Genomic DNA, 25,171 nt, shown 5'->3' with positions numbered 1-25,171 from the left:
CCGCCCCTCTTCGGGAGGACCCGCCCATGAGCACCGTCGTACCCGCACCGAACGCGGCAGGCGTCCGCGCCCGCGAGGTCGCCGACCTGCTGCGCCCGCGCCTCGACGATCCGAATCGGGCCAGCGCCGAGCTGCCTCGGCGGCTGGCGGCGGCGCATGACGCCTCGCCGTACCTCTTCGAGCCGCAGGCGGTGGTGCGCGCCGCCTCGGCGGCCGAGGTGGGCGCGTTGATGGTCGGTGCCCGGGAGGCCGGCGTGCCGCTGACCCTGCGCGGTGGCGGCACCAGCCTCGCCGGGCAGGCCGGCGGCGCGGGGGTGCTTGTCGACGTCCGCACCGACTGGCGCAACGCCGAGGTCCTCGACGAGGGCCGCCGCATCCGGCTCCAACCGGGCCTGACGATCCGGCAGGCCAACGCCCGGCTGGCCCGCTACGGCCGCCGACTCGGCCCGGACCCGGCCAGCGAGGCCGCCTGCACTGTCGGCGGCATGGTGGCCAACAACTCCAGCGGGATGACCTGCGGCACCACCGACAACGCGTACCGCACCATGGAGTCGCTGCGCTTCGTCCTCCCGTCCGGCACCGTCGTCGACTCCGCCGCGCGCGACGCCGACGACCGGCTGCGCGCCACCGAGCCCGAGCTGCACGCCGGGCTGCTGCGGCTGCGCGACCGGGTGCGCTCGACACCGGGGTCGCGGGCCACCATCGAGCGGCTGTTCGCCATGAAGAACACCATGGGGTACGGGCTGAACTCGCTGCTCGACCACGACAGCCCGGTGGAGATGCTGGCCCACCTGATGATCGGCAGCGAGGGCACCCTCGGCTTCGTGGCCGAGGCCGTCTTCCGGACCGTCGAGATCCATCAGCACGCCGCCACCGGCCTGCTCATCCTGCCCGGTCTCAGCGCCGCCACCGACGCGCTGCCCGCCCTGCTCGCGGCCGGCGCGCGTACCGCCGAACTGCTCGACGCGGCCGCGCTGCGGGTCAGCCAGCGCGACCCCGACGCGAGCCCGGCCCTGCGCGGGCTGACTGTCGCCGGGCACGCCGCGCTGCTCGTGGAGTTCGCCGAGGACAGCGCGGAGCGGCTGGCCGCGACGCTCGCCGACGCCCAGCCGGTGCTCGACCGGCTGCCCGCCGTCACCGGCACCGAGCTGACCCGCGACCCGCGCGAACGGGCCAAGCTCTGGCACCTGCGCAAGGGCCTCTACACGGCTGTCGCCGGCGCCCGCCCGCCCGGCACCACGGCCCTGCTGGAGGATGTCGCGGTGCCGATGCCGCGCCTGACCGGCACCTGCGACGGGCTGATCCGCCTGTTCGAGAGGCACGGCTATCCCGACGCGGTGATCTTCGGGCACGCCCGCGACGGCAACCTGCACTTCATGCTTACCCAGTCCTTCGACACGTCGGCCGAGATCGACCGCTACGCCCGGTTCACCGACGACATGGTCGACCTCGTCCTGGCCGAGGGAGGAACGCTCAAGGCCGAGCACGGCACCGGCCGGGCCATGGCCCCCTTCGTCCGCCGGCAGTACGGCGACGAGCTGTACGACGTGATGCGCGAGCTGAAGGGGTTGTGCGACCCGAGCGGCCTGCTCAACCCCGGTGTGCTGCTCAACGACGACCCGACTGTGCACCTGCGGCAGCTCAAGGCCGTCCCGACGGTCGACCCCGAGCTGGACGCCTGCGTCGAGTGTGGCTACTGCGAGCCGGTCTGCCCGACGGCCGACGTCACCACCACGCCCCGGCAGCGCATCGTCCTGCAACGGCAGATCGCCCTCGCCACCGCCGCCGGCGACGAGGAGCGCCGCCGGGAGCTGACCACCGACTACGAGTACGCGGCGGTGGACAGCTGCGCCGCCGACAGCCTCTGTGTCACCGCCTGCCCGGTCGGCATCGACACCGGCGCGGCGATGAAGCGGTTGCGCGCCGAGCGGCACAGCCCACGCGCCCAGCGCACCGCCCGTGGCGTCGCCCGGCACTGGAAGGGCGCCGTGGCCGGCGTCCGGATCGGGCTGAACGCCGCCCACGCCGTGCCGACACCGCTGACCCGCGCCGCCACCGGGGTGATCCGTTCCCTCGGTGCGACCGAACTCGTACCGCAGTGGAGCGCCGACATGCCGCGCGCCGGTGTGCCCCGCCCCGAGCCGCGCAGCGCGCCCGACGCCCGGGCGGTGTTCTTCGCGGCGTGCATCGGCAGCGTCTTCGCGGCCGAGGACGGCGCGTCCGGCGGCTCGGCGGCGGCATTCCTGCGCCTGTGCGAGCTGGCGCGCGTGCCTGTCGTCGTGCCGGCCGAGACGGCGGGCCTGTGCTGCGGGACGCCCTGGCAGTCCAAGGGCTACCCGGCCGGCCACCGTGAGATGGCCGAGCGCACCCTTGCCGCGCTCTGGACGGCAAGCGATGAGGGCCGCCTGCCCATCGTGTGCGACGCGTCGTCCTGCACCCACGGGCTGACCCAGCTGACCGCCGCGCTTGCCGAGCCCGACCGCGCCCGGTACGCCGCGCTGCGCTTCGTGGACAGCGTGACCTTCACCGCCGAACACCTCCTGCCGGCGCTGCCCAAGCCCCGGCGGCTGGGCTCGCTGGCCCTGCACCCCACCTGCTCCACAGTGCACCTCGGCGGCATCGACGACCTGCACACGGTCGCCCGGGCGGTCGCCGACACCGTGACCGTGCCGGACAGCTGGGGGTGCTGCGCGTTCGCCGGGGACCGGGGGCTGTTGCACCCCGAGGTCACCGCCGGTGCCACCGCCGCGCAGGCCGCCGAGGTCAACCAGCGCGACCACGACGCGTACGCCTCCTGCAACCGCACCTGCGAGATGGGCATGAGCCGGGCCACCGGGCAGTCGTACCGGCACGTGCTCGAGGTGCTCGTCGAGGCGATCGAGCCGCCGGCCTAGGCCGCGCGGCGCAACAGCGCGGCCGCGAGCAGACCGCCGGTCAGCACCGCCGCGGCGCCCACCATCTGCCCGGTCTCCAGCGCGGAGGCGAACGCGCTGGTCACGGCCTGCCGCTGCGGCCCCTCGGCGGCGGCGAGGGCCGCGGGAAACGACTGCGCGCCGGCCAGCCCGGCGGGCAGCAGCGCCGCGAACCGGGCGTTCAACACGGCCCCGAGGACGGCGATGCCGAGGCTGCTGCCGACCTCGGTCATGGTCCCGTCCACACCCGCGCCGGCACCGGCCTTCTCGGCCGGGATCGCGCTCATCACCGCCTCCACGATCGCCGGGTTGGCCAGGGCGCAACCGACGCCCATGACGAGCAGGCCGCCGAGCAGCACCCCGTACCCGTCGGAGGGCACGAGGGTCACCACCGCGAGGCCGGCCGCGAGCAACGCCATGCCGACGGCGATGGCGGCGGCCAGGCCGAGACGGCGGATCACGGCGGCGGCGACGCCGCTGACGTTGAGCAACACGATGGACAGGGCGAAGGGCGCCATGCGCAGGCCCGCCTCCCAGGCCGGGTAGCCGCGGACGAACTGCAGGTGCTGGGTCAGCAGGAACAACGCCCCGGTGGCCCCGAAGGTGATCAGGACGACGCCGGAGATCGCGCCGACGAACCGGCGGTCCCGGAAGAAGTGCATGTCCAGCATGGGGTGGCTGATCCGCCGCTCCCAGCGGACGAACGACCCGAGCAGGAGTACGCCGACGACAGCCGCGCCGACCACCTCGGTCGACGCCCAGCCCCGCTCCGGCCCGGCGATGATCGAGAAGACGACGGCGGTGAGCCCGGCGGTGGAGAGCGTGGCGCCCCAGACGTCGAGCCGGCCGGCGGCCGGTCCTCGGGACTCCGGCACGAGTGCCCGGCCGACGAGCAGGCAGGCCAGCACGATGGGGACGTTCAGGAGGAAGATGGCGCCCCACGGCAGGTGGGCCAGGATGGTGCCGCCGATCGGCGGCCCGACCGCGAAGCCCAACGCGCTGGTGGCCGCCCAGATGCCTATCGCCCGGGACCGTTCGGGGCCGTCGAAGACCTGCATCGCCACCGCGAGCGTCGAGGTGACCAGCAGCGCCCCGCCGACGCCCATCCCCGCCCGGGCGGCGATCAGTTGACCGCTGGTGCTCGCGAGACCGGCCACCAGCGAGCCGAGTCCGAACAGGACGAGCCCGGCGAGCAGCATCCGCCGCCGGCCGTACCGGTCGGCCGCGGCGCCCGCCGTGAGCAGCAGTCCGGACAACACCAGGGCGTACGCGTTGATCATCCACTGCACGTCGGCGGTGCTGGCGCCCAGCTCGGTGGTGAGCACCGGCACCGCCACTGTCAGCACCGTGTTGTCCAGCACCACGACGAGCTGGGCGACGCAGAGGACGGCCAGGATGAGCCAGCGGTGCGGCAGTCGGGTCCCCGCCGTGGGAACGGCGACCGGCTGGACGAGTGTCACACCGCCGCCCGCACGCCGTCGGCCGACGGACGCTCGGTGGCCGGCTCGGTGGCCGGCTCGGTGTCCGGCTCCGGGGCGGCGTCGGGGGTGCGGGGGAACCGCCGCTGGTGCGCGAGACCGAGGACGACCCCCGCGGCCACCAGCACGATGGCGGCGACCGCGACCGGCGGGTAGCCGATCCGGTCGGCCGCCGCCAGGCCCACCGAGGCGGCCACGAACGAGCAGACCAGGCCGAACGACGACAGGACAGTGAAGTCCGTGCCGCCGGTGCCGGGTCGCGAGTAGTCCATGTTGACCGTGTAGAGCACGACGTTGGCGATCGTGTAGGCCACCATGAAGAAGCAGAGCGCGGCGATCGTGCCGCCGAGCGGCGCCCGGCCGTTCAACAGCGGCAGCAGCATCACCGTCGACACCGCGAGGGTCACGCCGCCGGCCACGAGCACCCGGCCGCGCCCGAACCGCCCGATGCCCACCCCGGCGACCAGGCCGGCCACGATGGCCGGCGCGCTGGTCACCACGCCGGTCACCACGCCGATCCGGCCCAGCGACCACCCGGCGTCCACCAGGGCGGGCGTGACCAGGGCGTACGCCATGCCCGCGCCGACGTAGACAAGCGGCACGACGCCGAAGGTCCACCACCGGCAGCCGGGCTGGCCGAACACCGACAGCAGCGCCCGGTACGCGGTGCCGACCCGGTCCACCCGATCGGTCCGGACGGGCTCGGCGAACCGCCACACCACCAGCAGCCCGACCGCTGTCAACGCGGCCAGCAGGCCGACCGCCGACGCCCAGCCGAACCGGTCGTAGACCAGCACGCAGGCGCCACCGCCGAGCAGGTTGCCGAGGTAGCTCGCCGCCACCTGGATGCCGTTGCCGGTCCCCCGGTCCGTCTCGCCGAGCATCCGCACGGCGACGGCGTCCACGGCGATGTCCTGCGTGGCGGAGAAGAAGACGTACGCGGCGCAGATGGCGATGACCGGGCCGAGCGCGTCGGCCGGGCGGGGAAACGGCAGCAGCGCCAGCAGGGCCAGCACCAGTGCGCTCTGCAGGACGAGGAGCCAGGACCGGTAGTGGCCGCGACGCTTCGAGCCGTACCTGTCGAGGATCGGTGCCCAGAGGAACTTGATGGGCCAGATCAGGCCGACGACCTGCAACAGCGCCAGAGTGTCCAGGGAGGTGCCGCCGTCGCGCAGGATGGCTGTCAACCCGACGGTGATGAAGCCGATGCCGAGGTACTGGGTGACGTACAGCGCGGTCAGGGTGCCGAGTCGGCCTCTCACGGGGCTCTCCAGTAGCCGAGCGAGGTCAGCCGGTCCTTGTCGACGCCGAGCGTCCGGCGGATGTGTCGGGTGATGCCGCGGGTGGTGGCGGCCTCGCAGGCCACCCAGTAGTGGGCGGCGTCGTTGGCGGGCAGGTCGGAGCGGACCCGTTCGACGAGGTGTCGGCCGTCCGTGTCCCGGGGAACCCAGGTGATGGCGTGGTGTGCCCGGGCACGCGGCGTGAGGGCCTTCTCGCCCTCGTGGGCGTACTCCAGCCAGACCGTCGCCGGGATGTCGGCGCCCGCGTCGAGCAGGCTGTTCACCGCCGGCAGGGACGCCGCGTCGCCGACGAGGTAGAGGTGCTCGGGTGCCGGGTCGGGCAGTTGGAACGCGCTGCCCTGGACGGTGGCGACGATGGTGTCGCCGACCTGCGCGGTGGTGGCCCAGCGGGCCGCACAGCCGTCGTGGATGGCGAATTCGAGGCTGAACCGGCCGTTCGCCGGGTCGGGGTCGACAAGCGTGTACGCCCGCTGGTGTGCCCGGCCGTCGTTGTCGAACCACAGCCGAACCCACATCGTGGGGTGCACCCCGCACGCCTCCAGGAGGCCGCCGTCGTCCAGGAGCAGCCGCTGGTAGTGCCCGTCCACCGACTCGCTTGCCCGCACCGTCAACTGAAAGTCCCGGCCTCCCATGGCCTTGAGGACCAGGGCTTCCCAGTTCCGTTTCACGCACCCCTCCAGGTAAGGCGAGCCTTTGTTAGGGGAGGGTAACCTAACTCCCGCCTCGGGCGGAACGCGTGTCCCCCTCACGTCATCCCGGGCGCGATCACCCCGACCAACAGAGGACCTCGCGACATGACATACCAGGAGAAGATCGCCGAACTCGGCGAGCTGACGTTGACACCCGTCGTGCCCGACCGGGACGCCGCGCTCCTGCACGGCTGGGTCACTCTCCCCCGCAACTCGTTCTGGGGCATGGGGTCACACACCATCGACCAGGTCCGCGAGATCTACACCTTCGTCGACGGCCTGCCCACCCACCACGCGTACCTGATCAAGGTCGACGGCGAGCCGGTCGGCCTGTTCCAGAGCTACCAACCCGAGGCGGACCCGGTCGGCGAGCGGTACGCCGTGCAGCCCGGGGACGTCGGGATGCACCTGCTGCTCTGCCCCGCCCGCCATCTCGCCCGCGGCCTGACCAACGCCGTCGGGCCCGCCCTGGCCCGATTCCTGTTCGGCGACCCGGCCGCCCAGCGGATCGTCGTCGAGCCGGACGTCCGCAACCATCTCGCGCTGCGCCGACTGGAGATCGAGGGCTTCACCTTCGACGCCGAGATCGACATGCCGGACAAGCGCGCGCAACTGGCGTTCCTCACCCGAGCACGGTTCGAGTCGGACCACCCGACGCCCGACTGAGGAGACCCGTACCGGATCAGTTGGCCGGCGGGGTTCCGGTCGCTCCGGGCTGACGTGCGAGAGCGTTCAGCTCGGCGGCCCGCACCTCCTGGATCCGGCCGGCGAGGATCTTCACCTCCGGGCTGCCCCCGGCGGTCTGCTCGCCCCGGCACAGCACGACGGTCTGCGCGAGGTGCGCCCGGAGCAGACCGACCGCCCGGGAGCGCACCTCGGCCTCGGGGGCGGCGCGTAGCTCGGCGAGAGCGGCGTCGGTGACCATGCCAGGCATCTGATGCCCCGCATGGATGTTCTGTTCCGGTCTGTTGCCGGCGGCCAGCAGCCTGCGCAGTTCCACCGACTCGGCCCGGTGCGCCGCCCGGATGTCACCGAGGACGGCACGCAGCGCCGGGTCGGCGGCCGACGGACGGGCGTCGAGGTCGTCGAGCAACGCGAGCGCGCCCTCGTTCATCGGGAGCAGCAGTTGGATGAAGGCGTCATCGGTGCCATTGAGCAGCACCGACGCGGGCGTGGGCGTCACCGACGCTGGCGCGGCGGCCGGGTCGACGTGGCTCGCGTCCCGGGTCAGACCCACGGCCAGCGCCGTCGCGGCCAGGGTCCCGACGACGCCGACGATGCGCCCGATGCGCCCGACCAGCCCGGCCCGCCTGCTCACCGCGCGGCCTGGAACGCGCGGCCGACCACTGTCACCCTGGTGCCGTCGCTGAACAACCCGGAGCGGTCCTTGTCGGTGGCGGGCAGACCGAACCAGGCGTAGCGCTGCACGTAGGACAGCTGGCCGAGCATGCCGGTGGCCGCGGTGAGGAAGGCCGCCTGCTGCTCCTGGCTGGGAAACTGTTGACGCCCACCGTCGTAGCGGATCAGCGCGAACTCGGTCAGCCAGATGGGCTTGTGGTACCGCTGGTAGACGGCCTGCAGGTACTGCCGTAGCTGGTTCACCGCCGCCGTCGTCGTGAAGTCGGCGCCGTACCAGTGCAGGGTGACGAAGTCCACGCGGTGACCCCGGGCCTTCGCGCCGGTCATGAACCGGTCCAGCCAACCCTGGGGGTCCGCGCCGCCCCAGGCGACCGCCGGGCTGCCCAGCCTGCTGCCCGTCGCCATCAGTTGCGGCCACAGGTCCAGTGCCCGCTCGACTGTCATGTTCGCCTGCTCGGGCAGGTCCGGCTCGTTGAAGGTGAGCAGGTGGGGCCCGGCGGCCCTGGCCCGCGCCAACTCCGCGGCGGTGACGTTCTCCGCGCTGCGGATCATCGGCACGAACGTCGCGCCGCGCGGAGTGCTGATCCCCGGGTGCTGGGTGCCCCAGGTGTAGTACCAGCCGGCCTTCGAGCTGGCCAGAGCCTGGCTCGCTCCGGCGAAGTTCCACACTCCGACGCCCTTGCGTACGGAGCTGACCGCCGGAGCGACAGGAGCCTTCGACGAGGGGCGCGCGCTCGGTGACTTTGCGCTGCTCGGGGAGGGAGAGGCGGAGGCGACGGCGGTGGGGGTCGCGGGCGGCGGACCGGCCCACGAGGGCGCGGCGACCGGATCGTCCGGCAGCGCCACCACCAACGTGGTGATCGCGAGGACCGCGGCGACCACTCCGGCGGCCAGGTACGGAACCAGACCGCGCGGCGCGTGCACGGCGAGCTCGGCGACGCCCGGAGGATGCGGTACGACTGCCGGCGCGGCCGCCGGGGGCACTGTCGCGCTCGATACGTGGGCGCTGAGGCCGGGCGGCAGCGGCAGCAGTGGCATGCCTGCGAGCAGTCGGTCGATCGGCAGGAACGCGGCGCCCAGGCGCCCGCAGAACGCGCAGTCACGGACGTGCCGGGCCAGCCGCTTGCGCCACAGCGGGCTGGGTGTGCCGTCCCACTCGGCCGTCACACCGCCCAGGTCCGGGCAGCCGGGACGGGCACGCAGGGCGCGGACGACGCCCCGAGCGCTCTGGATCTGCTCCTTCATCCGGTGGATCCGGACCGCGACGTGCCCCGGCGACAAACTCGCGGCCTCGGCGACCTCGGTGCGTGTCAGCTCGCCGGTCTCCTCCAGCCACCACAGCGAGAGCAGTTCCTGGTCGTCCGGGTCGAGCCAGCGGGTCGCCTCGGCTACCTCACGTCGTTGGTCGGTGAGGCCGAGCCGGAGGATCGTCATCCCGGCGAAGTCGGAGGCGGGGTCGGGCACGTTGTGGATCGCGTCCAGCCCGGCGTCCCGGTCGAGCGCGACGCGGCGACGATGGTCCCAGTCGCGCACCTGACGGATGGTGATCGCCACGAGCCAGGACCGGTACGCCGCCGGGTCGTTGAGCGCGGGCAGGTGCCGGATCACCCGTACCAGAGTCTCCTGGACCACGTCGTCGACGTCGGCGTGGCCGCGAAGCGCGCGCCCGACGATGTTGTAGACCAGCGGAAGCGAGGCCGCCACGACGTCGTCGAGAGCGCGCCGGTCGCCCTGTCGAGCCGCGACGACCAGCCCGGGATCGGGTGCTGCCCGACCGGCTGACGACATGGATCCCACTCCTCCTGCGCTCGGTCCGGGCAGCGCGCGTGCGCGCTGCCCGCCTCGTTATCGGAGACGAGCGGCAGCGGGGTCAGATTACGGTTTTCTCCTCCGAGCGGTCGGGCCGGTCGGCCGGGGCGCCGGCCTCGGCTTCCGCCGCGAAGGGGGTACGCAGGCGGGTCATGGACGCGGCACTGACGTCCGCGGTCGGACTGCGCTCGTCGTCGACGACCCTGCCCCCCTCGATGGTGAAGGGGTTCCGGGCGGACGTCATATCGGGCACGAGGTGCTCCAGGAGATGTGCACGGCAGCGCTCGACTCAGTCGTCGGCAGCTTAGAAGCCGTGGAGAGGCGGAGGGGCGGGCCCGGCGATGGGCCATCGGTGCCCGCACCCACAGCCTAGCCGCCGGGGGCAACCGGCGGGTACGGGACCAACGTCACCAGCCGAGCGCCTGCGGCTTCCGTCCCGACCGAGGTGGGGACGTGAGGTGTCCGACTCGCAGTGCCGGGTCGGTCAGGCACGGCTACGGTCGAGATTGCGGAAGCCGTCCCCCGACCCGGGGTCGGTTGGTGCGAACGGACAGGACAGACATGACGCTTCAGATCGACCTTGCCGGCAGGACCGCGCTGGTGACCGGCTCGACCCAGGGCATCGGCGCCGCCATCACGGTCGGGCTCGCCCGCGCGGGGGCCCGGGTGGCAGTGAACGGCCGTACCGCCGCCTCGGTCGAACGCGCGGCCACGGCGCTGCGCGGCGAGGTCCCCGGCGTCGAGGTCGTCGAGGTGGACGCCGACGTGTCGACCGACGACGGTACGGCTCGCGTGCTCGACCTCCTGCCCAGCGTCGACATCCTGGTCAACAATCTCGGCGTCTTCGGCCCCACTCCGGCCCTGGAGATCACCGACGACGAGTGGCGTCGCTACTTCGAGGTGAACGTGCTGGCCGGCGTCCGGCTGACCCGCGCCTATCTGCCCGGGATGATGGACCGCGGTTGGGGTCGGGTGCAGTACATCGCCAGTGACTCGGCTGTCGTCATCCCCGCCGAGATGATCCACTATGGCGTCTCGAAGACCGCCCTGCTCGGTGTCTCGCGCGGGTTCGCGAAGGCCGCCGCCGGCACCGGCGTGACAGTCAACTCGGTGCTCGCCGGGCCGACCCACACCGGGGGCGTGGAGGACTTCGTGGCCGAACTCGTCGGCGACAGCCTGCCGTGGGAGGAGGCGCAGCGGGAGTTCATGCGACAGCACCGGCCGCAGTCGCTGCTCCAGCGGCTCATCGAGCCCGAGGAGATCGCCAACATGGTCACGTACCTCGCCTCGCCGCTCGCCTCCGCGACGACGGGCGCGGCGGTCCGGGTCGACGGTGGCTACGTGGACGCGATCGTCCCGTAACGCCGGCTCAGAATTGGACGACGTGGCCCACCCGCGGCGGCGTACGACCGGCGAGGACGTCGAGCCATGCGTGTCGCAGGGCCTCGGGACCGTTGCCGACCCGCACGTCGACCCACCCGCTCGCCGCCGGGACGAACCGCTGCCAGGCGTCGGTGAACCGCCTGTCGAGCCCGTCGCGGCCCCAGTCCCGGCTGCGCTTGCGCATCTGCACCGGCGCGAAGAAGACCTCCCCGGCGGCGTCCGCGTTGGGCGTCTGATTGGTGAGCCCGACCGCGATGTCCCGGACGAGCCGGTCGCCGAGGTGACCGCGCAGCGCGGCCCGGGTCGCGGGCGCGCCGGACAGGTCGAGATAGACGGTCGGGAGCGCGTCGAGGGATTCGATGTCGTCGTACGCGACGACGTCGTCGTAGCAGCCGAGGGACCGCGTGAACGCGACGTTTCCGGGCGAGGTGAGCCCCACCAGGCGCGGGCCGCGACCGTGCAGTTCGGACGCGGCGGCGTACGCCGTCTTGCTCGACGCCGACGACAGCACTATCGACCGCGCGCCGTAGAAGTCGTTGTCGATCACCTGATCGGCCAGCATGAACGAGGTGAAGAACAGCGGCCGGAACAGGATGAGCAGATCCTCCTGCCCGGCCTCGTACACGGGGTCTGACGTGGTCGACCGGTAGGCGTTGTACGGCGAGGGCAGCTCAGCCCGGTGCGGGCTCGCGTCGCGGAACCCGGAGGCGTCCACCCGGTCCGGCCGGACCACCAAATGGCCGGCGGGAGGCAGGTAACCGTAGACCCGTTGGCCGACCTCGACCCCGGCAGCCGTCGAGGCGACCACGTCGGCGAAGCCCCAGAGCGGCGGAAGCCCCCACTGCGGCCCGAGCCCGCGCGGGCCGGGCGGAAAGAACTCCCAATAGCGCATCGCGTCGCCGAGCACCGCGTACGTCACGTTGTTTGCGGTGAGGCCGACGCGGTCGACGCGCAGCAGCGCCGCGCCGTCGGGCAGCGCCGGCGACTCGACGTCGGCGAGCGTGGTGTGGCGCAGGTCGGCACGGTCCACGGCGAAGGTCCACGAGTCAGCCATGGCCTGACGCTAGACAGCCTCGGATTCTCAAGACAAGTGCACTGGGAGTGCAAAATCCCACTCGACGGTCAGGCCTGGGACGCCGTGACGTGCCGCAGGTGCGCCAACGGCTGGTGCGGGGGCTGCCACTCGAGGAACAGGGCCGTGGCGTCGTCGTCGAGCTGCTCGTCCTGGTATTCGAGGACGGCGCGCACCAGGCGGCGCATCGTCTCCGGGCTGGGCAGTCCGTCGTTGAGGGCACGGTTGACGAAGTCGACGAGCCGGTCCAGCCCGAACCGCTCCCCGTCGTCGCTCTTCGCGTCGGTGATGCCGTCGGTGTAGGCGAGGATGCGGTCGCCCGGGTGCAGCTCCTCCTCGTACACCTGGGGTCGTGCCTCGGACAGGTGACCCAGGCCGAGCGGCAACGCGGTCGGCCCCGGCAGCTCCCGGATGGCCTTGCCGTCGCGCAGCAGCATGGCGCCGGGGTGGCCCGCGTTGATGATCCGAAGCCGACCGGTGCGCCGGTCCAGCTCGGCGAGCAGCGCGGTCGCGAAGTAGCTCGGGTGCTCGGAGCGCACCCACCTGTCGATGCTGATCGCGGTGTCGACGAGGTCGAGGCCGGACCGGCGGGCGTTGCGGTACGCGCTGACCACCAGCGAGGCCAGGGTGCTCGCCTTGATGCCGTGCCCGCAGGTGTCGAAGAGCCCGAGGCTGAGCACGTCGCCGTTCAGCGCGTAGTCGAAGATGTCGCCGCCGACGTCGTAGCACGGTTCGAGGATCGCGGTGATCACCAGGTCGTCGGTCGCGAAGGTCAGCGGCGGCAGCAGCCCCCACACGATCTCGGCGGCGACCTGCATCGGCAGGCGCCGCCGCATCCGCTCGACGACATCGCCGTAGAGCCTGCGGTTCACCAGAACCTGGGCGATGTTGACCGCCAATTCCCAGGCCGGCCCGTCCAACGCCTGGTCACCGGCGGCCGGCGACACGACCTCCAGCACGCCCAGCCGCTCGCAGCCGAGCAGCAGGGGCACCCAGAGCCGGTCCGGGTTGTCGGCGGCACGCTGCACGTCGAGGGTCGTGAACGCCCGGCCGGCCAGGGTCGTCTCGATCGTCAGCTCGTCCCGGGCGAGACCGGCGCCCAGCAGGGGTACGAGGCAGGACTGCGTGTAGTCGGCCAGATAGATAACGATCTCGGTGGCACCGACTGCCGGCGCGGCCCGGGTGACCAGGAGCGACAACTCGTCCGGCCCGCCCCGGGGTGCGTTGAGCTGCAGCCAACGCGCCGCGTCGCCGGCGTCGACCACGCTCCACCTCCCGTGTCCTGACCACCGTAGAAGCCCGGCGGCCAACTGGCCAACACGTGGGGGCCTGGCGAGACGAGGGACTCCCTGCCGTCGCTCACGTTCCTGCGCCGCCGAGCGGTGAACATGGGTTGTTTGAAGGGATGTTGACCGTTATGCAACTTTTACCAATTAGTTATGCAAAAGTCCGATTACGTCCATCTGCGGTCCGGGTCGGCCGCCCCACTGCCGACCCGATCGGTGTCCGGTGAGACGCATTCGTGAAAGGGCACATCGTGACAAGCACATTATTGCGCCGACCTCGCGCGGTCATGTCCGCGTTGACGGCCGTCGCCGCCGGCGGCGCGGTCGTCGCCGTACTCGTCTTCAGTGGCACCGGCGCGAGCGCAGCCGAGGCGCCGGTCAACCTCGGAACCGCCGCGAACTTCTCCGTGCTGGCCGGCGAGAGGGTCACCAACACGGGGGGGAGCTTCCTGGCGCAGAGCCTGGGCGTCAGCCCGGGCAGCGCCGCTACCGGCTTCCCACCAGGCGTCGTCGCCGGGGAGATCCACCTGGCCGACGCCGTGGCGCTGCAGGCCAAGAACGACCTGACCGCCGCGTACATCGACGCCGCCGGCCGGACGCCGTTCACCAACCTGCCCGCCGAACTGGGCGGCACCACGCTGACTCCGGGGGTCTACCGGCTCGGCGCCGCACAGCTGACCGGGACGTTGACGCTCGACAGCCAGACCGATCCGGCGGCCGTGTTCATCTTCCAGATCGACTCCACCCTCGTCACCGCCTCCGGCAGCAGCGTGGTGTTCATCAACGGCGCCTCGCCCTGCAACGTCTACTGGCAGGTGAGCAGCTCGGCCACGATCGGCACCGGCAGCCGCTTCATGGGCAACATCCTGGCCCAGACCTCGATCGCCATGAACACCGGCGCCACCCTCCAGGGCCGCGCCCTGGCACAGACCGGTGAGGTCACCCTCGACACCAACACCATCAACGCGCCCGCCTGTCTCCAGCCGACGGGAACCCCCACGTCGACCCCGACCGGCCAGCCGACCGGCACGCCCACCAGCACCCCGACGGGCACCCCGACCGGGACACCGACGGGCCAGCCCACCGGGACACCGACCGGACAGCCCACGGGCACCCCGACCGGCCAGCCGACGGGGACCCCCACCCGCACCGAGCTGCCCGTCACCGGCGGTAGGGGTGGCGGCGGCCTGCTGCCCGCCCTGAGCGCGGTCGGCAGCATCTTCGTCGCCAGCGGCGCAGCCCTGCTGCTGCTTGCGCGCCGACGCCGACAGCTCGACTCCTGACGAGGTGCCCCGGCGGCCGGGTGTCCGGCCGCCGGGGTGCCCCCGAGACCTCACCGCACAGCGCACCAAGCAGCCCAAGCTCATCCTTTCGGCTAGTAATAATTCAAACTTTCGGGTAACGTGCCCCCCATCACCTGAACGACATGACGCGGCGGCGAGGCCCGTGGTTGTGGTCCTGCCGACAGCGCATCGGATTCCTCCGGTCGCCCTGGTCGACGGGCATGCGCGGAGAGGACCAGCCCATGGTCACCACTGTCGAGTCCCCCACCGCCCTCAGTCGACGGAACACCGCCGGCACCGACGAGCTGATCGTCGAGCTGGCCAGCACCCCCGCCGACGACCCGCGCCGACCGGCGCTACGGGAGCGCGCCATCGAGGCGTGGTTGCCGCTCGCCCGCCATCTGGCCCGCCGCTACTCCGGGCGCGGCGCCCCGGACGAGGATCTGACGCAGACCGCAATGGTCGGCCTCATCAAGGCCGTCGACCACTTCGACGCCACGCGGGGTGTCGACTTCAGCGGGTACGCCATCCCGACCATCGTCGGCGAGATCAAGCGGTACTTCCGGGACCGCACCTGGGCGGTGCGGGTGCCGCGTCGTCTCCAGGAACTCCGGCTCTCGATCACCGCGGCCAACAGCACGCTGACGCACACCCTGGGCCGCTCGCCCACGGTGGCCGACATCGCGACCTACCTCGACGTCTCCGAGGAGACCGTGCTGGAGGGGCTGGAGGGTGCCCGCGCGTACCGGGCGACCTCACTGTCCACCCCGGTGGGCATCGACGGGGGCATGGAGCTGGGCGACACCCTCGGGGAGGACGACCACGAGTTCGACCGCGTCGACCTCCGCGTCGCCCTCGGCCCGGCGCTCGCCACGCTGCCGGAACGCGAACGACGGATCCTCAGCCTGCGGTTCCACGGCAACCTGACCCAGGCCCAGATCGCCGAACAGATCGGTGTCTCCCAGATGCACGTCTCCCGGCTGATCACCCGGGCGCTGGCCACACTGCGCGGGCACCTCGCCGCGGACTTCGCCTGATCCATCCGACCGCCGCGGCCTGTCGGACCGACCGCCGCATCGGCCGTCGGTCCGCCGGCGCTCAATCTCGCCGGGCGTCCACCATCGCGGCGAGCAGTGCGGCCACCGGCACGGTGGCGAAGCCGACCCGGGCGTCGCTGGCGCCGTACGGCAGCCACAGGTCACCGCCGTGGATGAGCCCGCCGCAGGAGTAGACGACGTTCGGCACGTAGCCGTCCCGGTCGGACCGTTCGGGCGGCAGAAGCACGCCGGGCAGGCGCGCGAGCACCCGAGCCGGTTGGTGCAGGTCGAGCAGGAGCGCACCGATCGCGTACCGACGCATCGGCCCGACACCGTGGGTGAGCACGAGCCAGCCGGCCTCGGTCTCGATGGGAGATCCGCAGTTGCCGACCTGGATCAGCTCCCAGCTGTCCAGAGGTGCGTGCAGCGGAATCGGTGGCTGCCAACGGTTGTCCGCGTCCAGCACGGTCAGGCCGATGGTCTCGCCGTCGGCGCGGCAGAGCGCCAAATGCCGCCCGCCGACGGTACGGGGAAACAGTGCGATCCCCTTGTTGCGGGCTCCCGGCCCCCGCATCGGTGTCATCTCGAAGTGGCGCAGATCGGGGCTGACCAGTGCCCGGGTAGCGATGTTCCGGCCGTCGTAGGCCGTGTAGGTGGCCCGGTAGACCGGATCGGACCCGTCGGTGCAGCGGACGAACCGGGCGTCCTCCATGCCGTTGCTCTCCGCCGGGGTGGCCGGCCAGAGCACGCGTTCGTGCAGAAGCGTGCCGGCGGGGAAGGCGGTGGCGTAGCTGCCGGCATTGGTACGGCGCAGGTGTTCCAGCGTGTCCAGCCCGGTGCTGCGGGAGAGCAGATCCGGCGGCAGAGCGCCGAGCACCCGCTCGAAGGTGGCCTCGTCGTACCTGTCGGGCAGCGCGTCCAGCACCGTGGCGGTGATCTCGTTGTCGCAGTCCTTCTCGGCCAGACCGGCCACGAGCAGATCCCGGCGGTGCCGCACTCCCGTCCGCTGTCCGACGACCAGGGGGCCGGACCGGTCGGTGACGGTGAGCTGGTGCCGCGGCCCGAGAACCGCGCTGGCGAACCCGATGGACGACAGGTGACCCTCGCCGATCTGGCGGACGCTGACCGCTACGCGCAACTGCCCGGCGCCCAACCGGCTCTGGTCCGGGTGGGCGACCATGGACGGGTTGCACAGGGCGGCCGCCTCGACCGCGTACTCGTGGCTGAAGTAGGCCCCGACCAGGAGCCGACTCGCGGGTGACAGGTCCGGGGCGCGGGCGGCGCGGTGCCGCACGAGGTCGTAGTGGTGCTGAAACGTCGCGGCGAGGTCGCGGTGCCGGGCGCCGAAGCGGTCGAGCGTGTCCCGCAGCAGCCGGTCGGTCTCCTCGTCGTCGAGGCCCGCGACACGCTCGATCAACGCCCGCGCGCGAGTGCGTACCACCGCCGCGTCCTCGCCCGGGACGAAGAGCTTGACGACGACCCGGCGCGGGTCGGGGGTGAGGGTGACGTCCTGGCGGATGGCCAGGGCGTCGGTCACGACCACCGCCGGGCGTGCTGAAGCGTGGAGATGAGCGCGAGAGTGGATTCGGCGCCCTGGTTGAGGTTGGGGCCGTGCGCGGTCAACCCGTCGTAACCGCCGCCGGTAACCGGATCCCACATCGGCGTACCGAGGTCGTTGTCACCGAGGAACCAACCGATCGCCTGCCGGATCCCGTCCTCCCAGGCCGGGTCACCGGTGACAGTGGCGGCCGTGGCGCAGGCGTCGGCGAGGGCCGCGACCTCGATCGGCTGCTGGTCGTGGTGGAGCCGTACGGCGCCGCGTCGCCACCCGGCGGCGGGTACGACGGACAGCCGCCCGTCGCGGAGTTGAACGTCCCGCAACCAGGTCAGCATCCGCAGGCCCTCGTCCAGGGGTGGGCCGCCGTGGCGCAGCTGACTGGCGACGATGACGACCTCGGCGAGGGCCGCGTTGGCGTAGGTCAACAGCTGCTGGGGCCAGGGCCACCGCGCGTCGGAGTCCGGTGCGCCGACGGCGCTGGCCGCGTCCGCCAGCAACGCCGCCGCGGTCACGTGGCCCGGATGGCGACGCAGCACCTCGGCCGCGCCGAGCCCGGCGAAGGCCATCGCGTGCGGCGCGGGGGATCGCCGCGTCGCCCCGCGACTGAAGGCGACAAGCGCCTCCTCCCGTATCCAGGCGGCGGGACTGCGGGCGACGGCCGTGCCCAGCCCCCACAGCGCTCGGCCCCACCAGTCGCCGAGACCGGGCTCGTCGGCCCAGCGCCGGTCGTGCCCGAGCCGGTTGTGGAAGGCGCCGCCGGCGTCCTGCGCGTGCGTCAGGAAAGCGAGGTATCGCTCCGCGAGCCGCAGGAGTTCCCCCGTCGGCTCGGGCTCGCGGCAGAGAACGACCAGGCCACGAGCCACGTCGTCGGTGCAGTAGCCGTGCTCCCGGCGGACGATGGCGTGACGGGCGTGCTCGAACAGGCCGGTGTCGTCGCTCAGCCGGGCCAGGTGCGCGAAGCTCGGCGCGGGCGCGGTCACCCACCGCCTGCGGGGGGTCGCCCGCGCACGGCCGGCGGTCGCGGTCACGCCGACGCCGCGCTGACCACGGGCGGACGTACGTCGGTGAGCCGTTCGGCGAGCATTCCGTAGCGGGCCGCCACCGCCGGCCAGCGCAGATCCGCGGCCAGTGGCCGGACCCGGCCGGCCAGCCGGGTCGCGAGGCCCGGCTCGGTCAGGACCCGCCGGATCGCCAGGGCCAGCGCCGCCGGGTTCTGATGGGGTACGACCAGACCGGGCCCGCCGGTGAGCAGCTCGACGGCGTGTGGGAACGCCGTGGCCACGACTGGCACTCCGGCGGTCACCGCCTCGATGAGCACGCCGGAGGTGACCTGTTCGCGCGAGTCGTACGGCAGCACGACCACGTCGGCGGAGCGGATCAGGCGGGCGAGGTCGTCCTGGTCGTGGTAGACGTCCTGGTAGTCCACGGCGTGCGCGATCCCCAGCTGGGCGCCGAGCTGGTGCAGCCCCGACCGGTACGTCTCGCCGTGGTGCTCGATCACCTTCGGGTGGGTCCGTCCAGCGACGGTGTACGTGGGGGTCGGTTCCAGGTCCTGCAACCGGGCGAGGGCGCGCAGTGACCACTCGATACCCTTCCCGGGGCCGATCAGTCCCCAGGTGAGCAGGTGCGGGCGGGTACGCCTGTCGACGGGCACACCTGTGAGTTCGGCGGCGCCGTGCGGGATGACAGTCACCTTCTCCACCGGCACGTCGTAGCCGATGAGCAGTCGGTCCCGGGCGGTGTCGGTCATCGTGACGACCGCCCCGGCGGTGGCGACGATCTGCTCGAGCAGGGACTTCTGCCGAGCGGAGGGCTCGCGCAGAACGGTGTGCAGGACCACGATGCTCGGGACGGTGAGCCGGCGCAGCAACGGCAGGACGTCCGCGCCGTCGGCGCCCGGGTAGATGCCGTACTCGTGCTGGACGATGGCCACGTCGAAGGTGTTCAGAGCGGAGGCGGCGTCCCGCCAGCCGGCCGGGGTCCGCGCCGACCAGGTGTGCACCACCCCGGGGGCGGGCCGCTGGTCGTCGCCGTGGTCGGTGACCCGGACGATCCCACCGCGCGTGCCGCCGGCGGTGAGCTGGGCGGCGAGGGCGGAGTTGAAGGTGGCCAGTCCACACCGCGTCGGCGGGTGGGTGCTGAGGAATCCGTAGCTGGGCATGAACGTCGGGCCTTCCGGTTGTCGGCCGCCACCGCGGTACGGGGGCACACCTCACGCGGTGACGGCGCACGTCGGTCAGCGTGTGTGACCGGCGGAACGTGTTCGGGGGGTGATCAGCTACGGGTGGGCCGTCAGACCACTGTCGCCTGGTCGGGAACGACCTGCCGCTCGACGGGTGCGGCGACGCGGCCGACGAGGTGGTCGTAGACGGCGAGGTAGTCGCTGACCATCCGGTCCGCGTCGAAGCGTTGCCGGGCCCGGTCCCGGCAGGCGGCCCGGTCGAGGCCGGCGGCCTGCGTCACCGCGTCGACGGCCTGCTCGACGGTGTGGACGAGGCACCCGGTGACGCCCTCGTCGACGACCTCCGGCATGGATCCCCGGGCGTACGCGACGACAGGCGTGCCGCAGACCATCGACTCCACCACCGACAGCCCGAACGGTTCGTCGAACGCGATCGGATGCAGCAGGGCGGTGCTGGCGCCCAGCACCTCGGCGCGTCGGCGCGGGCCGACCGAGCCGAGGAAGACGACGCGCTCCCCGTCGATGTGCGGCGCCACCTGCTCGATGAAGTACCGCTCGTCCTGCACGATGCCGCAGATGGTCAGGGGTCGGCCGGCGCGGCGGGCGATCTCGATAGCGGTGTGGGTGCCCTTGTCGGGGTGGATGCGGCCGAATGCGGCCAGTCCCGGACCGGCGTCGCCGGTGAAGGGCAGCCCGCCGACGTCGACGCCGTGGTGGACAGTGGCGACGTAGTCGAGCTCCGGCGCCCGGTCGGCGTCGGAGATCGACACGTACGACGAGCGGGCTCGGGCGTAGGCGGGCAGGATCCCGGCCCCGGAGAAGCCGTGCACTGTGGTGAGCAGTGGAGCGTGACAGTGCTCCGCGAACGCCAGCGGCAGCCAGTCGAGGTGGCTGTGCACCAGGTCGAACTCCGCCGAGCGGGCGAACGCGTGGGAGACGTGCATCGCCTCCCACACCCGGCCGTCCAGGATCGGGTCGTCCGCGTACCCCCGGGGGGCGACGCCGTCGAGCCGGGCGGAGGTGACCGAGTCAAGCGTCGCGAAGAGCGTCACGTCCACGCCGCGGCTGACCAGGCCTTCGGCGAGCAGGCCGGTCACCTGCTCCCAGGGACCGTAGTGGTGCGGGGGCGTACGCCAGGCGACCGGCCCGAGCAGCGCAATCCTCACGGAGACGGCGCGTCGGCGAGGTCGGCTGGGTCGAGGTGCAGGGTGGCGAGCAGCCCGGAGTGCTTGGCCGGGTCGACGCGATCCGGCAGCTCACGCTCGACCCAGTCGGCCCGGGCCTGCTGGCCTCGATCGCGTAGCGCGCTGACGATCCTGTGCTTGGCGATCCTCATCTGGTGCTCCCTGGTTGAGCCGTCCGGACCTGTGACGCGCCTGGACGGCGGTGTGAAAGCGCGGGTGGGATGCCTTCGCTGCCGTCATCGGGGACCCGAATGTGCGGTGACCGGTGAAATCCGACTGGCGGGCTGTGGTCGATAACGACCAGGACGATCAGCACGCCGCAGCGGTGGCGATGACGATCGATAACGCCCCTGACGGGCTGGTGGCGGCGACATCCGGCGGCCACCGGAGGCCCCGGGCGACATCCCCAGCCTACGCCCCGACCTGTACGGCTGCACACGCACCGGCCGCGCCACCAGTCGGCGGTCGCCTGAACGGTGGAGCCGGTCAGGGCGGCGTACGCTCGAAGTACTCGCCGCCGCACACCCATTCGACCCGGTCGCCGACTTCGCGTGGCACCGCTGGCCGGCCCCTTCCCCCGCACCGGCTCGCCGGGCCGCGACGGTCTGTCGACGGCCCGCCCTCAGCTCGCACGCTGGCAGTCAGCCGTGCCGGGCACCCATCGGAAGGCGGCGGCTCGTCATGACCGCACCCCCGAACAGACCCATCCAACCCTCCACCAACAACGGTCACGAGGGCCCCACCGATTCTCGCCCGGCCCCCGTCCGGCTCGCGGTTAAGCGATCGCGGGTCGGCGAACTGTGGATCGTCGCCGTGGTTTTCGCGGTCATGCTCCTCCTGCTTCTGATCTTCGTACTGCAGAACGGGCAGCAGACCGAGGTGTCCTTCCTCGGGACGCACTCGGCCCTGCCCACCGGCGTGGCGCTGCTGCTCGCGGCCGTGATCGGCGTCCTCCTCGTCGCCCTGCCCGGCACTGCCCGGATCCTCCAGCTCAGGCTGCGCAGTCGCCGTTCCTCGACGCCCCCACCTGGATGGCCCTCGTCCGGCTCTGTTCCCCTGTCGAGGACCGGCGTCGCCCCGGCGCCGCCGACGCCCCGCCAGGACGGCTGAGTCATGCCCGCCATCGCGCGACGGGCCGCCCCGAACTCCGTCCCGACCCCGACCGCCCCTCGGCTCGTCCTCGCCACCGTTCGAGGACGGACGGTGCTCGACGGCGCCTGGTGGCCACGATCGTGGGACGCGGCCGCCGAACTCCCCGGACTTGTCGGCGCCCTGGTCGAGCGGCATGGTCGGATCCGGCATCTCATGCTCAACATCCGCGCCTGGGACAGCCGGATCCATCGGTTGACCGTCGGACCGCACGTGGTGCACATCGGCTGGTTCGACACCCTCGACCCTGCCGTGCTGGTCGCCACCACGGGCAGGGACGACCAGATCGACCTGCTCGTGGTGCCGCCCGCCACCGAGCCGGAGGCAGCCGCGCGGGCGATGACCACCGCCGCGGACCCGGCCAACCGCAGGCGAGCGCCGGTCATCCTGGCCACCGCGCAGAGTCCGGGTCCATCGGCGACGACCGCCTGTCGGTACGCGGTCTGGGACAACGAGGGCGGTAGCACCGGCTCTCCTGCGCAGCGGCGTTGAGCCAGCCGCCCGATAGGGGCTGACCTGCGGCTTTGCCGGAACTGACAGTGATATCTCACTAGCATCAAGGTCCCGAAGCCACTGGACGGGCACCTGATGACGACCGACCGAGCGGTGGGCCTGACCCGCAGGGACGAGGGGCCCCAGCGGGCTACCCTGCTGGAACTCTTCCTCGATCTGGTCTTCGTCGCCGCGCTCGCCCTGGCCTCGCGCACTCTGGCGCAGCGTCTCGACTGGGTCGGGGTCGCGCAGACCGCGTTGGTGCTGATGGCGATCTGGTGGATCTGGTCGGCCACCGCGCTGGCAACCGAGCTCTCCCACGCGCAGAGACCTCCCGTCTTCCTCACGACGCTCTGGGTAATGCTCGGGACCATCCTGCTGGCTGGCTCACTGCCCGGCGCCTTCGCCGAGCACGCCCTCCTCTTCGCGGGCGCATACGTGGCCGTCCAGGTGGGACGTGGCGTCCTCCTCGTCGCCGCGCTGCGCGGTCGCGCGGCGCCCGCCAACCGGCTCATCTTCTGGTTCGCCGTGTCTGCCGCGCCCTGGCTGGCCGGCGGATTCGTGGCGGGCCCGGCGCGAGCCCTGCTGTGGGCTGCCGCGCTCGGTATCGACTACGGGGCGGCCTGGCTTCGATACCCGACGCCGCGACTCGGCCGGCTGCCCACGCTCCAGTACTCGGTGGCAGCCGATCATCTGGCAGAGCGCTATCAGCAGTTCTTCACCCTCGCCCTCGGTGATCTCGTCCTCGTCACCACGTTGACCTACGCCGACAACGGTGTGACGGCGACCCGTACGGTCGCGCTCGTTGTGGCCTTCGCCGCCACCGTGCTGTTGTGGCAGATCTACGTCCACCGCGCCGGGGCCCTTCTACAGGCCGCTATCGAGTCCTCCCGCGACCCCGGCGGATTCGTGCGGTCGGCCCCCAACACCCATCTGCTCATGGTGGCCGGAGTGGTTCCGACGGCGACCGGCTTCGAGGTCGTCATCGCCCACCCCACCGCGTCCACCACGCCCTGGCTGGCCGTTGTCCTCCTCGGCGGACCCGCGCTGTTCCTGGCCGGTCGCGCCCGATTCGAGTACGAGGTGTTCAGCCGGGTTTCACCGTCCCGGTCGGTCGCTCTGCTCGTGCTGGTGGTCGCGGGACCCGCTCTGGTGCGTACACCCGCGTTGGTGTCCGGTCTCGTCGCCGCCCTCGTCCTGGCCGGGGTAGCGGTCGCGGACGGCATCCGCGCGCGCGGCCACCCGCCGGAGGCCCCCGCGCCCTCGACATGAGGGACGGTCAGGGCTCCAGCACGACCTTGCCCGGCCGGGTGCGGGCCTCGGCGAAGGCCAGCGCGGCGGAGACCTCGGTGAGCGGGTAACGGGCGGCGATCTGCGGCACGATCACGCCCTGCCGCAGCAGATCGAGCACGGTGCCGAGGTCGGTACGCAGTCGACGCCAGAACGCCGTGGGGCGGATGCGGCGGCCGGACCAGAAGTTGTAGAACCCGACCCGGTGACCGTTCGGCAGGGCGTTCCAGGTGTAGAGGCGAGCGAGCAGCTTCACGAAAACCCAGGCGACCGACTGCCCGGTGCCCACGGCGGCGGCGTTGCCGTAGACGATTAGCTTTCCGCCGGGAGCGAGCAGGGCGTACGAGGTGCGTACGCCCGGGCCGGCGACCGGGTCGAAGACGGCGTCAACGCCACCCGGCGACAGCTCGCGGATGCGGGCGGCCATTTCCGGGTCGCGGTAGTCGAGCGGTTCGACGCCGAGTTCGCGCAGCCCGGCGTGGTGCCGTGCGGCGGCGGTGCCGATGACCCGCAGGCCGAGGTGACGGCCGAGTTGGACGAGTACGGTCCCGACGCCGCCGTTCGCGCCGTGCACGAGGATGGTCTGGCCGGCCTCCAGGTCGGCGTCCCGCAGCATCTGCCAGGCGGTCACCCCGTTGACGACGACGGTCTCGGCCGCCGCGGGGTCCAGACCCGCGGGTACGGGGGTCAGGGCGTCAATGTCGACAAGCGCGTAGGTGGCCCAGGCACCGGTCTTGGTGACCGCCGCGACCCGGGTGCCGATCAGCGCGTCGTCGCCGCCCGGTCCCACCGCCCGCACCGTGCCGACGAGGTCGTAGCCGGGCACGAACGGAAACTTCGGCTGGCCGGGGTAGAGAGCATGGTGCATCTGCTGCTCGGCGAACGAGATGCCGGTGGCCTCGACCTCGATGAGCGCCTGCCCCGCGGCGGGCACGGGCATGGCACGTCTGTTGACCTGGAGTCCGTCCGGCTCGACCACGCCGGGCAGTACCACTTCGGTGATCATCCGGTCGTTCGTCATCTCTGTTCTCCTCAGTTTGTAAGTGTGCACTCACACACATGGTCGCCGGAAAAAGTGGGCCGCCGGGAAGCGGCCCGATCGGTGCGAACGGGGGGTCAGGGGTGGCGGATGCCTGCGGTAAGCGCACGGGCCCACGGCTCGGGCACCTGCTCCAGGCCGGCGGTCACGATCAGGTGGCAGAGCTGGCCGTACGCGAAGAACTGCTGCACCTGCGCGTCGCTGGCGCCGGACCGACTCCGCACGAAGGTGGCGACCCGCTTGTAGCCGGCCCGCACCGCCTCGGCGACCTCGGGGACGTCCGTGACGGCCTGCGCCTGCACCTGGAACAGCAGGAGATCGCGGTCGGCGATCAGCTCGGCGTAGGCGTCGCCCATCGCCTCCAGGACCTCCTCCGGTCCGGCGTCGCCGGCACGCTCCGCCCCGGCTTCGAGCGCCACGACGATCCGCTCGAAGCACGCCCCGGCCGCCGCCACGAACAGCCCGAGCTTCCCGGCGAAGAGCCGGAAGACGTACGCCTCGGAGATGCCGGCGGCGGCCGCCACGGCGGTGACCGGGGTGGCGTGGAAGCCGGTTCGCGCGAACGCCGACACGGCGGCGTTCAGAACGGTGGCTCGGCGGGCCTCGGCGGTGGATCGCATGTTTGTAAGTGTGCACTCACAAACATCCTCCGTCAACCTCACGGGCCG

The 25,171-nt window shown here is 72.3% G+C and carries 23 protein-coding genes; 8 read left to right on the top strand and 15 right to left on the bottom strand.

Annotated features, from left to right (window positions below):
* Positions 1-26: 26 nt before the first annotated feature.
* Positions 27-2,894, top strand: a complete 2,868-nt coding sequence (locus AB0K10_RS18715; RefSeq protein ID WP_363684985.1) for an FAD-binding and (Fe-S)-binding domain-containing protein — start codon at positions 27-29, stop codon at positions 2,892-2,894.
* Here the strand turns inward: AB0K10_RS18715 and AB0K10_RS18710 are convergent.
* Genes AB0K10_RS18710 through AB0K10_RS18700 form a run of 3 tightly spaced genes read right to left on the bottom strand, consistent with a single transcriptional unit; the run spans position 2,891 to position 6,359 of the window.
* Positions 2,891-4,372: an MFS transporter gene (locus AB0K10_RS18710; RefSeq protein ID WP_363684983.1), complete on the bottom strand. Its 1,482-nt coding sequence runs from the start codon at positions 4,370-4,372 to the stop codon at positions 2,891-2,893. The two genes, AB0K10_RS18715 and AB0K10_RS18710, sit on opposite strands and share 4 nt — an antisense overlap.
* The gene (locus tag AB0K10_RS18705; protein WP_363684981.1) at positions 4,369-5,652 is read right to left on the bottom strand and encodes an MFS transporter; all 1,284 of its coding nucleotides are present in this window, start codon (positions 5,650-5,652) and stop codon (positions 4,369-4,371) included. The genes AB0K10_RS18710 and AB0K10_RS18705 overlap by 4 nt, the downstream gene beginning before the upstream one ends.
* Positions 5,649-6,359, bottom strand: a complete 711-nt coding sequence (locus AB0K10_RS18700; RefSeq protein ID WP_363684979.1) for a siderophore-interacting protein — start codon at positions 6,357-6,359, stop codon at positions 5,649-5,651. The genes AB0K10_RS18705 and AB0K10_RS18700 overlap by 4 nt, the downstream gene beginning before the upstream one ends.
* A 126-nt stretch (positions 6,360-6,485) precedes the next feature.
* Here AB0K10_RS18700 and AB0K10_RS18695 point away from each other — a divergent pair, with 126 nt between their 5' ends.
* Positions 6,486-7,046 (top strand): GNAT family N-acetyltransferase, encoded by a 561-nt coding sequence (locus AB0K10_RS18695; RefSeq protein ID WP_363684977.1) that lies wholly within the window; start codon positions 6,486-6,488, stop codon positions 7,044-7,046.
* Positions 7,047-7,062: 16 nt separating this feature from the next.
* Here the strand turns inward: AB0K10_RS18695 and AB0K10_RS18690 are convergent, their stop codons facing one another.
* The 3 genes from AB0K10_RS18690 to AB0K10_RS18680 all read right to left on the bottom strand — a co-directional run bounded on the left by AB0K10_RS18690 (position 7,063) and on the right by AB0K10_RS18680 (position 9,792).
* On the bottom strand, positions 7,063-7,698 hold the full coding sequence (locus tag AB0K10_RS18690; protein ID WP_363684975.1) for a DUF305 domain-containing protein: 636 nt from the start codon (positions 7,696-7,698) through the stop codon (positions 7,063-7,065).
* The gene (locus tag AB0K10_RS18685; protein WP_363684973.1) at positions 7,695-9,527 is read right to left on the bottom strand and encodes a sigma-70 family RNA polymerase sigma factor; all 1,833 of its coding nucleotides are present in this window, start codon (positions 9,525-9,527) and stop codon (positions 7,695-7,697) included. Before AB0K10_RS18685 ends, AB0K10_RS18690 begins: the two co-directional genes overlap by 4 nt.
* An 82-nt stretch (positions 9,528-9,609) precedes the next feature.
* The gene (locus tag AB0K10_RS18680) at positions 9,610-9,792 is read right to left on the bottom strand and encodes a hypothetical protein (protein WP_363685293.1); all 183 of its coding nucleotides are present in this window, start codon (positions 9,790-9,792) and stop codon (positions 9,610-9,612) included.
* A 317-nt stretch (positions 9,793-10,109) separates the two neighbouring features.
* Between AB0K10_RS18680 and AB0K10_RS18675 the strand changes: the two genes are divergently transcribed.
* Positions 10,110-10,910 carry an SDR family oxidoreductase gene (locus AB0K10_RS18675; protein ID WP_363684971.1) on the top strand — a complete coding sequence of 267 codons (801 nt, stop codon included), beginning with the start codon at positions 10,110-10,112 and terminating at the stop codon, positions 10,908-10,910.
* Positions 10,911-10,917: 7 nt separating this feature from the next.
* Here the strand turns inward: AB0K10_RS18675 and AB0K10_RS18670 are convergent, their stop codons facing one another.
* Together AB0K10_RS18670 and AB0K10_RS18665 are read right to left on the bottom strand one after the other, a co-directional pair.
* Positions 10,918-11,985: a DUF2855 family protein gene (locus AB0K10_RS18670; RefSeq protein ID WP_363684969.1), complete on the bottom strand. Its 1,068-nt coding sequence runs from the start codon at positions 11,983-11,985 to the stop codon at positions 10,918-10,920.
* A gap of 68 nt (positions 11,986-12,053) precedes the next feature.
* Positions 12,054-13,268: a PP2C family protein-serine/threonine phosphatase gene (locus tag AB0K10_RS18665; RefSeq protein WP_363684967.1), complete on the bottom strand. Its 1,215-nt coding sequence runs from the start codon at positions 13,266-13,268 to the stop codon at positions 12,054-12,056.
* 272 nt (positions 13,269-13,540) lie between these two features.
* Between AB0K10_RS18665 and AB0K10_RS18660 the strand changes: the two genes are divergently transcribed.
* Both AB0K10_RS18660 and AB0K10_RS18655 read left to right on the top strand, forming a co-directional pair.
* Positions 13,541-14,572, top strand: a complete 1,032-nt coding sequence (locus AB0K10_RS18660; RefSeq protein WP_363684965.1) for an ice-binding family protein — start codon at positions 13,541-13,543, stop codon at positions 14,570-14,572.
* Between the two features lie 242 nt (positions 14,573-14,814).
* Complete coding sequence (locus AB0K10_RS18655; RefSeq protein ID WP_363685291.1) at positions 14,815-15,609, top strand: RNA polymerase sigma factor SigF; 795 nt, start codon at positions 14,815-14,817, stop codon at positions 15,607-15,609.
* Positions 15,610-15,670: 61 nt separating this feature from the next.
* Here AB0K10_RS18655 and AB0K10_RS18650 read toward each other — a convergent pair whose 3' ends face one another.
* The 5 genes from AB0K10_RS18650 to AB0K10_RS18630 form a co-directional block, all read right to left on the bottom strand.
* Complete coding sequence (locus AB0K10_RS18650; protein ID WP_363684963.1) at positions 15,671-17,146, bottom strand: glycoside hydrolase family 130 protein; 1,476 nt, start codon at positions 17,144-17,146, stop codon at positions 15,671-15,673.
* On the bottom strand, positions 17,143-18,195 hold the full coding sequence (locus tag AB0K10_RS18645; protein WP_363684961.1) for a glycosyltransferase: 1,053 nt from the start codon (positions 18,193-18,195) through the stop codon (positions 17,143-17,145). The genes AB0K10_RS18650 and AB0K10_RS18645 overlap by 4 nt, the downstream gene beginning before the upstream one ends.
* Positions 18,192-19,328: a glycosyltransferase gene (locus AB0K10_RS18640; protein ID WP_363684959.1), complete on the bottom strand. Its 1,137-nt coding sequence runs from the start codon at positions 19,326-19,328 to the stop codon at positions 18,192-18,194. The genes AB0K10_RS18645 and AB0K10_RS18640 overlap by 4 nt, the downstream gene beginning before the upstream one ends.
* A gap of 131 nt (positions 19,329-19,459) precedes the next feature.
* Positions 19,460-20,515 (bottom strand): glycosyltransferase family 4 protein, encoded by a 1,056-nt coding sequence (locus AB0K10_RS18635; protein WP_363684957.1) that lies wholly within the window; start codon positions 20,513-20,515, stop codon positions 19,460-19,462.
* Positions 20,512-20,685: a hypothetical protein gene (locus AB0K10_RS18630; RefSeq protein WP_363684955.1), complete on the bottom strand. Its 174-nt coding sequence runs from the start codon at positions 20,683-20,685 to the stop codon at positions 20,512-20,514. Before AB0K10_RS18630 ends, AB0K10_RS18635 begins: the two co-directional genes overlap by 4 nt.
* A 676-nt stretch (positions 20,686-21,361) precedes the next feature.
* Between AB0K10_RS18630 and AB0K10_RS18625 the strand changes: the two genes are divergently transcribed.
* The 3 genes from AB0K10_RS18625 to AB0K10_RS18615 all read left to right on the top strand — a co-directional run bounded on the left by AB0K10_RS18625 (position 21,362) and on the right by AB0K10_RS18615 (position 23,446).
* On the top strand, positions 21,362-21,643 hold the full coding sequence (locus AB0K10_RS18625) for a lipopolysaccharide assembly protein LapA domain-containing protein (protein ID WP_363684953.1): 282 nt from the start codon (positions 21,362-21,364) through the stop codon (positions 21,641-21,643).
* Between the two features lie 3 nt (positions 21,644-21,646).
* The gene (locus tag AB0K10_RS18620; RefSeq protein WP_363684951.1) at positions 21,647-22,174 is read left to right on the top strand and encodes a DUF5994 family protein; all 528 of its coding nucleotides are present in this window, start codon (positions 21,647-21,649) and stop codon (positions 22,172-22,174) included.
* A 96-nt stretch (positions 22,175-22,270) separates the two neighbouring features.
* Entirely contained in the window at positions 22,271-23,446 is a 1,176-nt protein-coding gene (locus AB0K10_RS18615) for a low temperature requirement protein A (protein WP_363684949.1), read from the top strand.
* A 7-nt stretch (positions 23,447-23,453) separates the two neighbouring features.
* Here AB0K10_RS18615 and AB0K10_RS18610 read toward each other — a convergent pair whose 3' ends face one another.
* Positions 23,454-24,485: a medium chain dehydrogenase/reductase family protein gene (locus AB0K10_RS18610; RefSeq protein ID WP_363684947.1), complete on the bottom strand. Its 1,032-nt coding sequence runs from the start codon at positions 24,483-24,485 to the stop codon at positions 23,454-23,456.
* Positions 24,486-24,580: 95 nt separating this feature from the next.
* Positions 24,581-25,123, bottom strand: coding sequence for a TetR/AcrR family transcriptional regulator (locus AB0K10_RS18605; protein WP_363684945.1), 543 nt, complete (start codon positions 25,121-25,123; stop codon positions 24,581-24,583).
* Positions 25,124-25,171 lie beyond the last annotated feature (48 nt).

The organism is Micromonospora sp. NPDC049274 (assembly GCF_040678875.1).
Taxonomy (GTDB): domain Bacteria; phylum Actinomycetota; class Actinomycetes; order Mycobacteriales; family Micromonosporaceae; genus Micromonospora.
Note: the sequence above shows the minus strand (reverse complement) of the source record. Positions and strands in the feature narration are given on the sequence as shown.

Coding starts and splice junctions, on each gene's coding strand:
- AB0K10_RS18615 (WP_363684949.1), top strand. CDS start 22,271: ATGACGACCGACCGAGCGGTGGGCCTGACCCGCAGGGACGAGGGGCCC.
- AB0K10_RS18655 (WP_363685291.1), top strand. CDS start 14,815: ATGGTCACCACTGTCGAGTCCCCCACCGCCCTCAGTCGACGGAACACC.
- AB0K10_RS18610 (WP_363684947.1), bottom strand. CDS start 24,485: ATGACGAACGACCGGATGATCACCGAAGTGGTACTGCCCGGCGTGGTC.
- AB0K10_RS18675 (WP_363684971.1), top strand. CDS start 10,110: ATGACGCTTCAGATCGACCTTGCCGGCAGGACCGCGCTGGTGACCGGC.
- AB0K10_RS18680 (WP_363685293.1), bottom strand. CDS start 9,792: ATGACGTCCGCCCGGAACCCCTTCACCATCGAGGGGGGCAGGGTCGTC.
- AB0K10_RS18640 (WP_363684959.1), bottom strand. CDS start 19,328: ATGCCCAGCTACGGATTCCTCAGCACCCACCCGCCGACGCGGTGTGGA.
- AB0K10_RS18715 (WP_363684985.1), top strand. CDS start 27: ATGAGCACCGTCGTACCCGCACCGAACGCGGCAGGCGTCCGCGCCCGC.
- AB0K10_RS18695 (WP_363684977.1), top strand. CDS start 6,486: ATGACATACCAGGAGAAGATCGCCGAACTCGGCGAGCTGACGTTGACA.
- AB0K10_RS18625 (WP_363684953.1), top strand. CDS start 21,362: ATGCTCCTCCTGCTTCTGATCTTCGTACTGCAGAACGGGCAGCAGACC.
- AB0K10_RS18685 (WP_363684973.1), bottom strand. CDS start 9,527: ATGTCGTCAGCCGGTCGGGCAGCACCCGATCCCGGGCTGGTCGTCGCG.
- AB0K10_RS18620 (WP_363684951.1), top strand. CDS start 21,647: ATGCCCGCCATCGCGCGACGGGCCGCCCCGAACTCCGTCCCGACCCCG.
- AB0K10_RS18630 (WP_363684955.1), bottom strand. CDS start 20,685: ATGAGGATCGCCAAGCACAGGATCGTCAGCGCGCTACGCGATCGAGGC.
- AB0K10_RS18670 (WP_363684969.1), bottom strand. CDS start 11,985: ATGGCTGACTCGTGGACCTTCGCCGTGGACCGTGCCGACCTGCGCCAC.
- AB0K10_RS18605 (WP_363684945.1), bottom strand. CDS start 25,123: ATGCGATCCACCGCCGAGGCCCGCCGAGCCACCGTTCTGAACGCCGCC.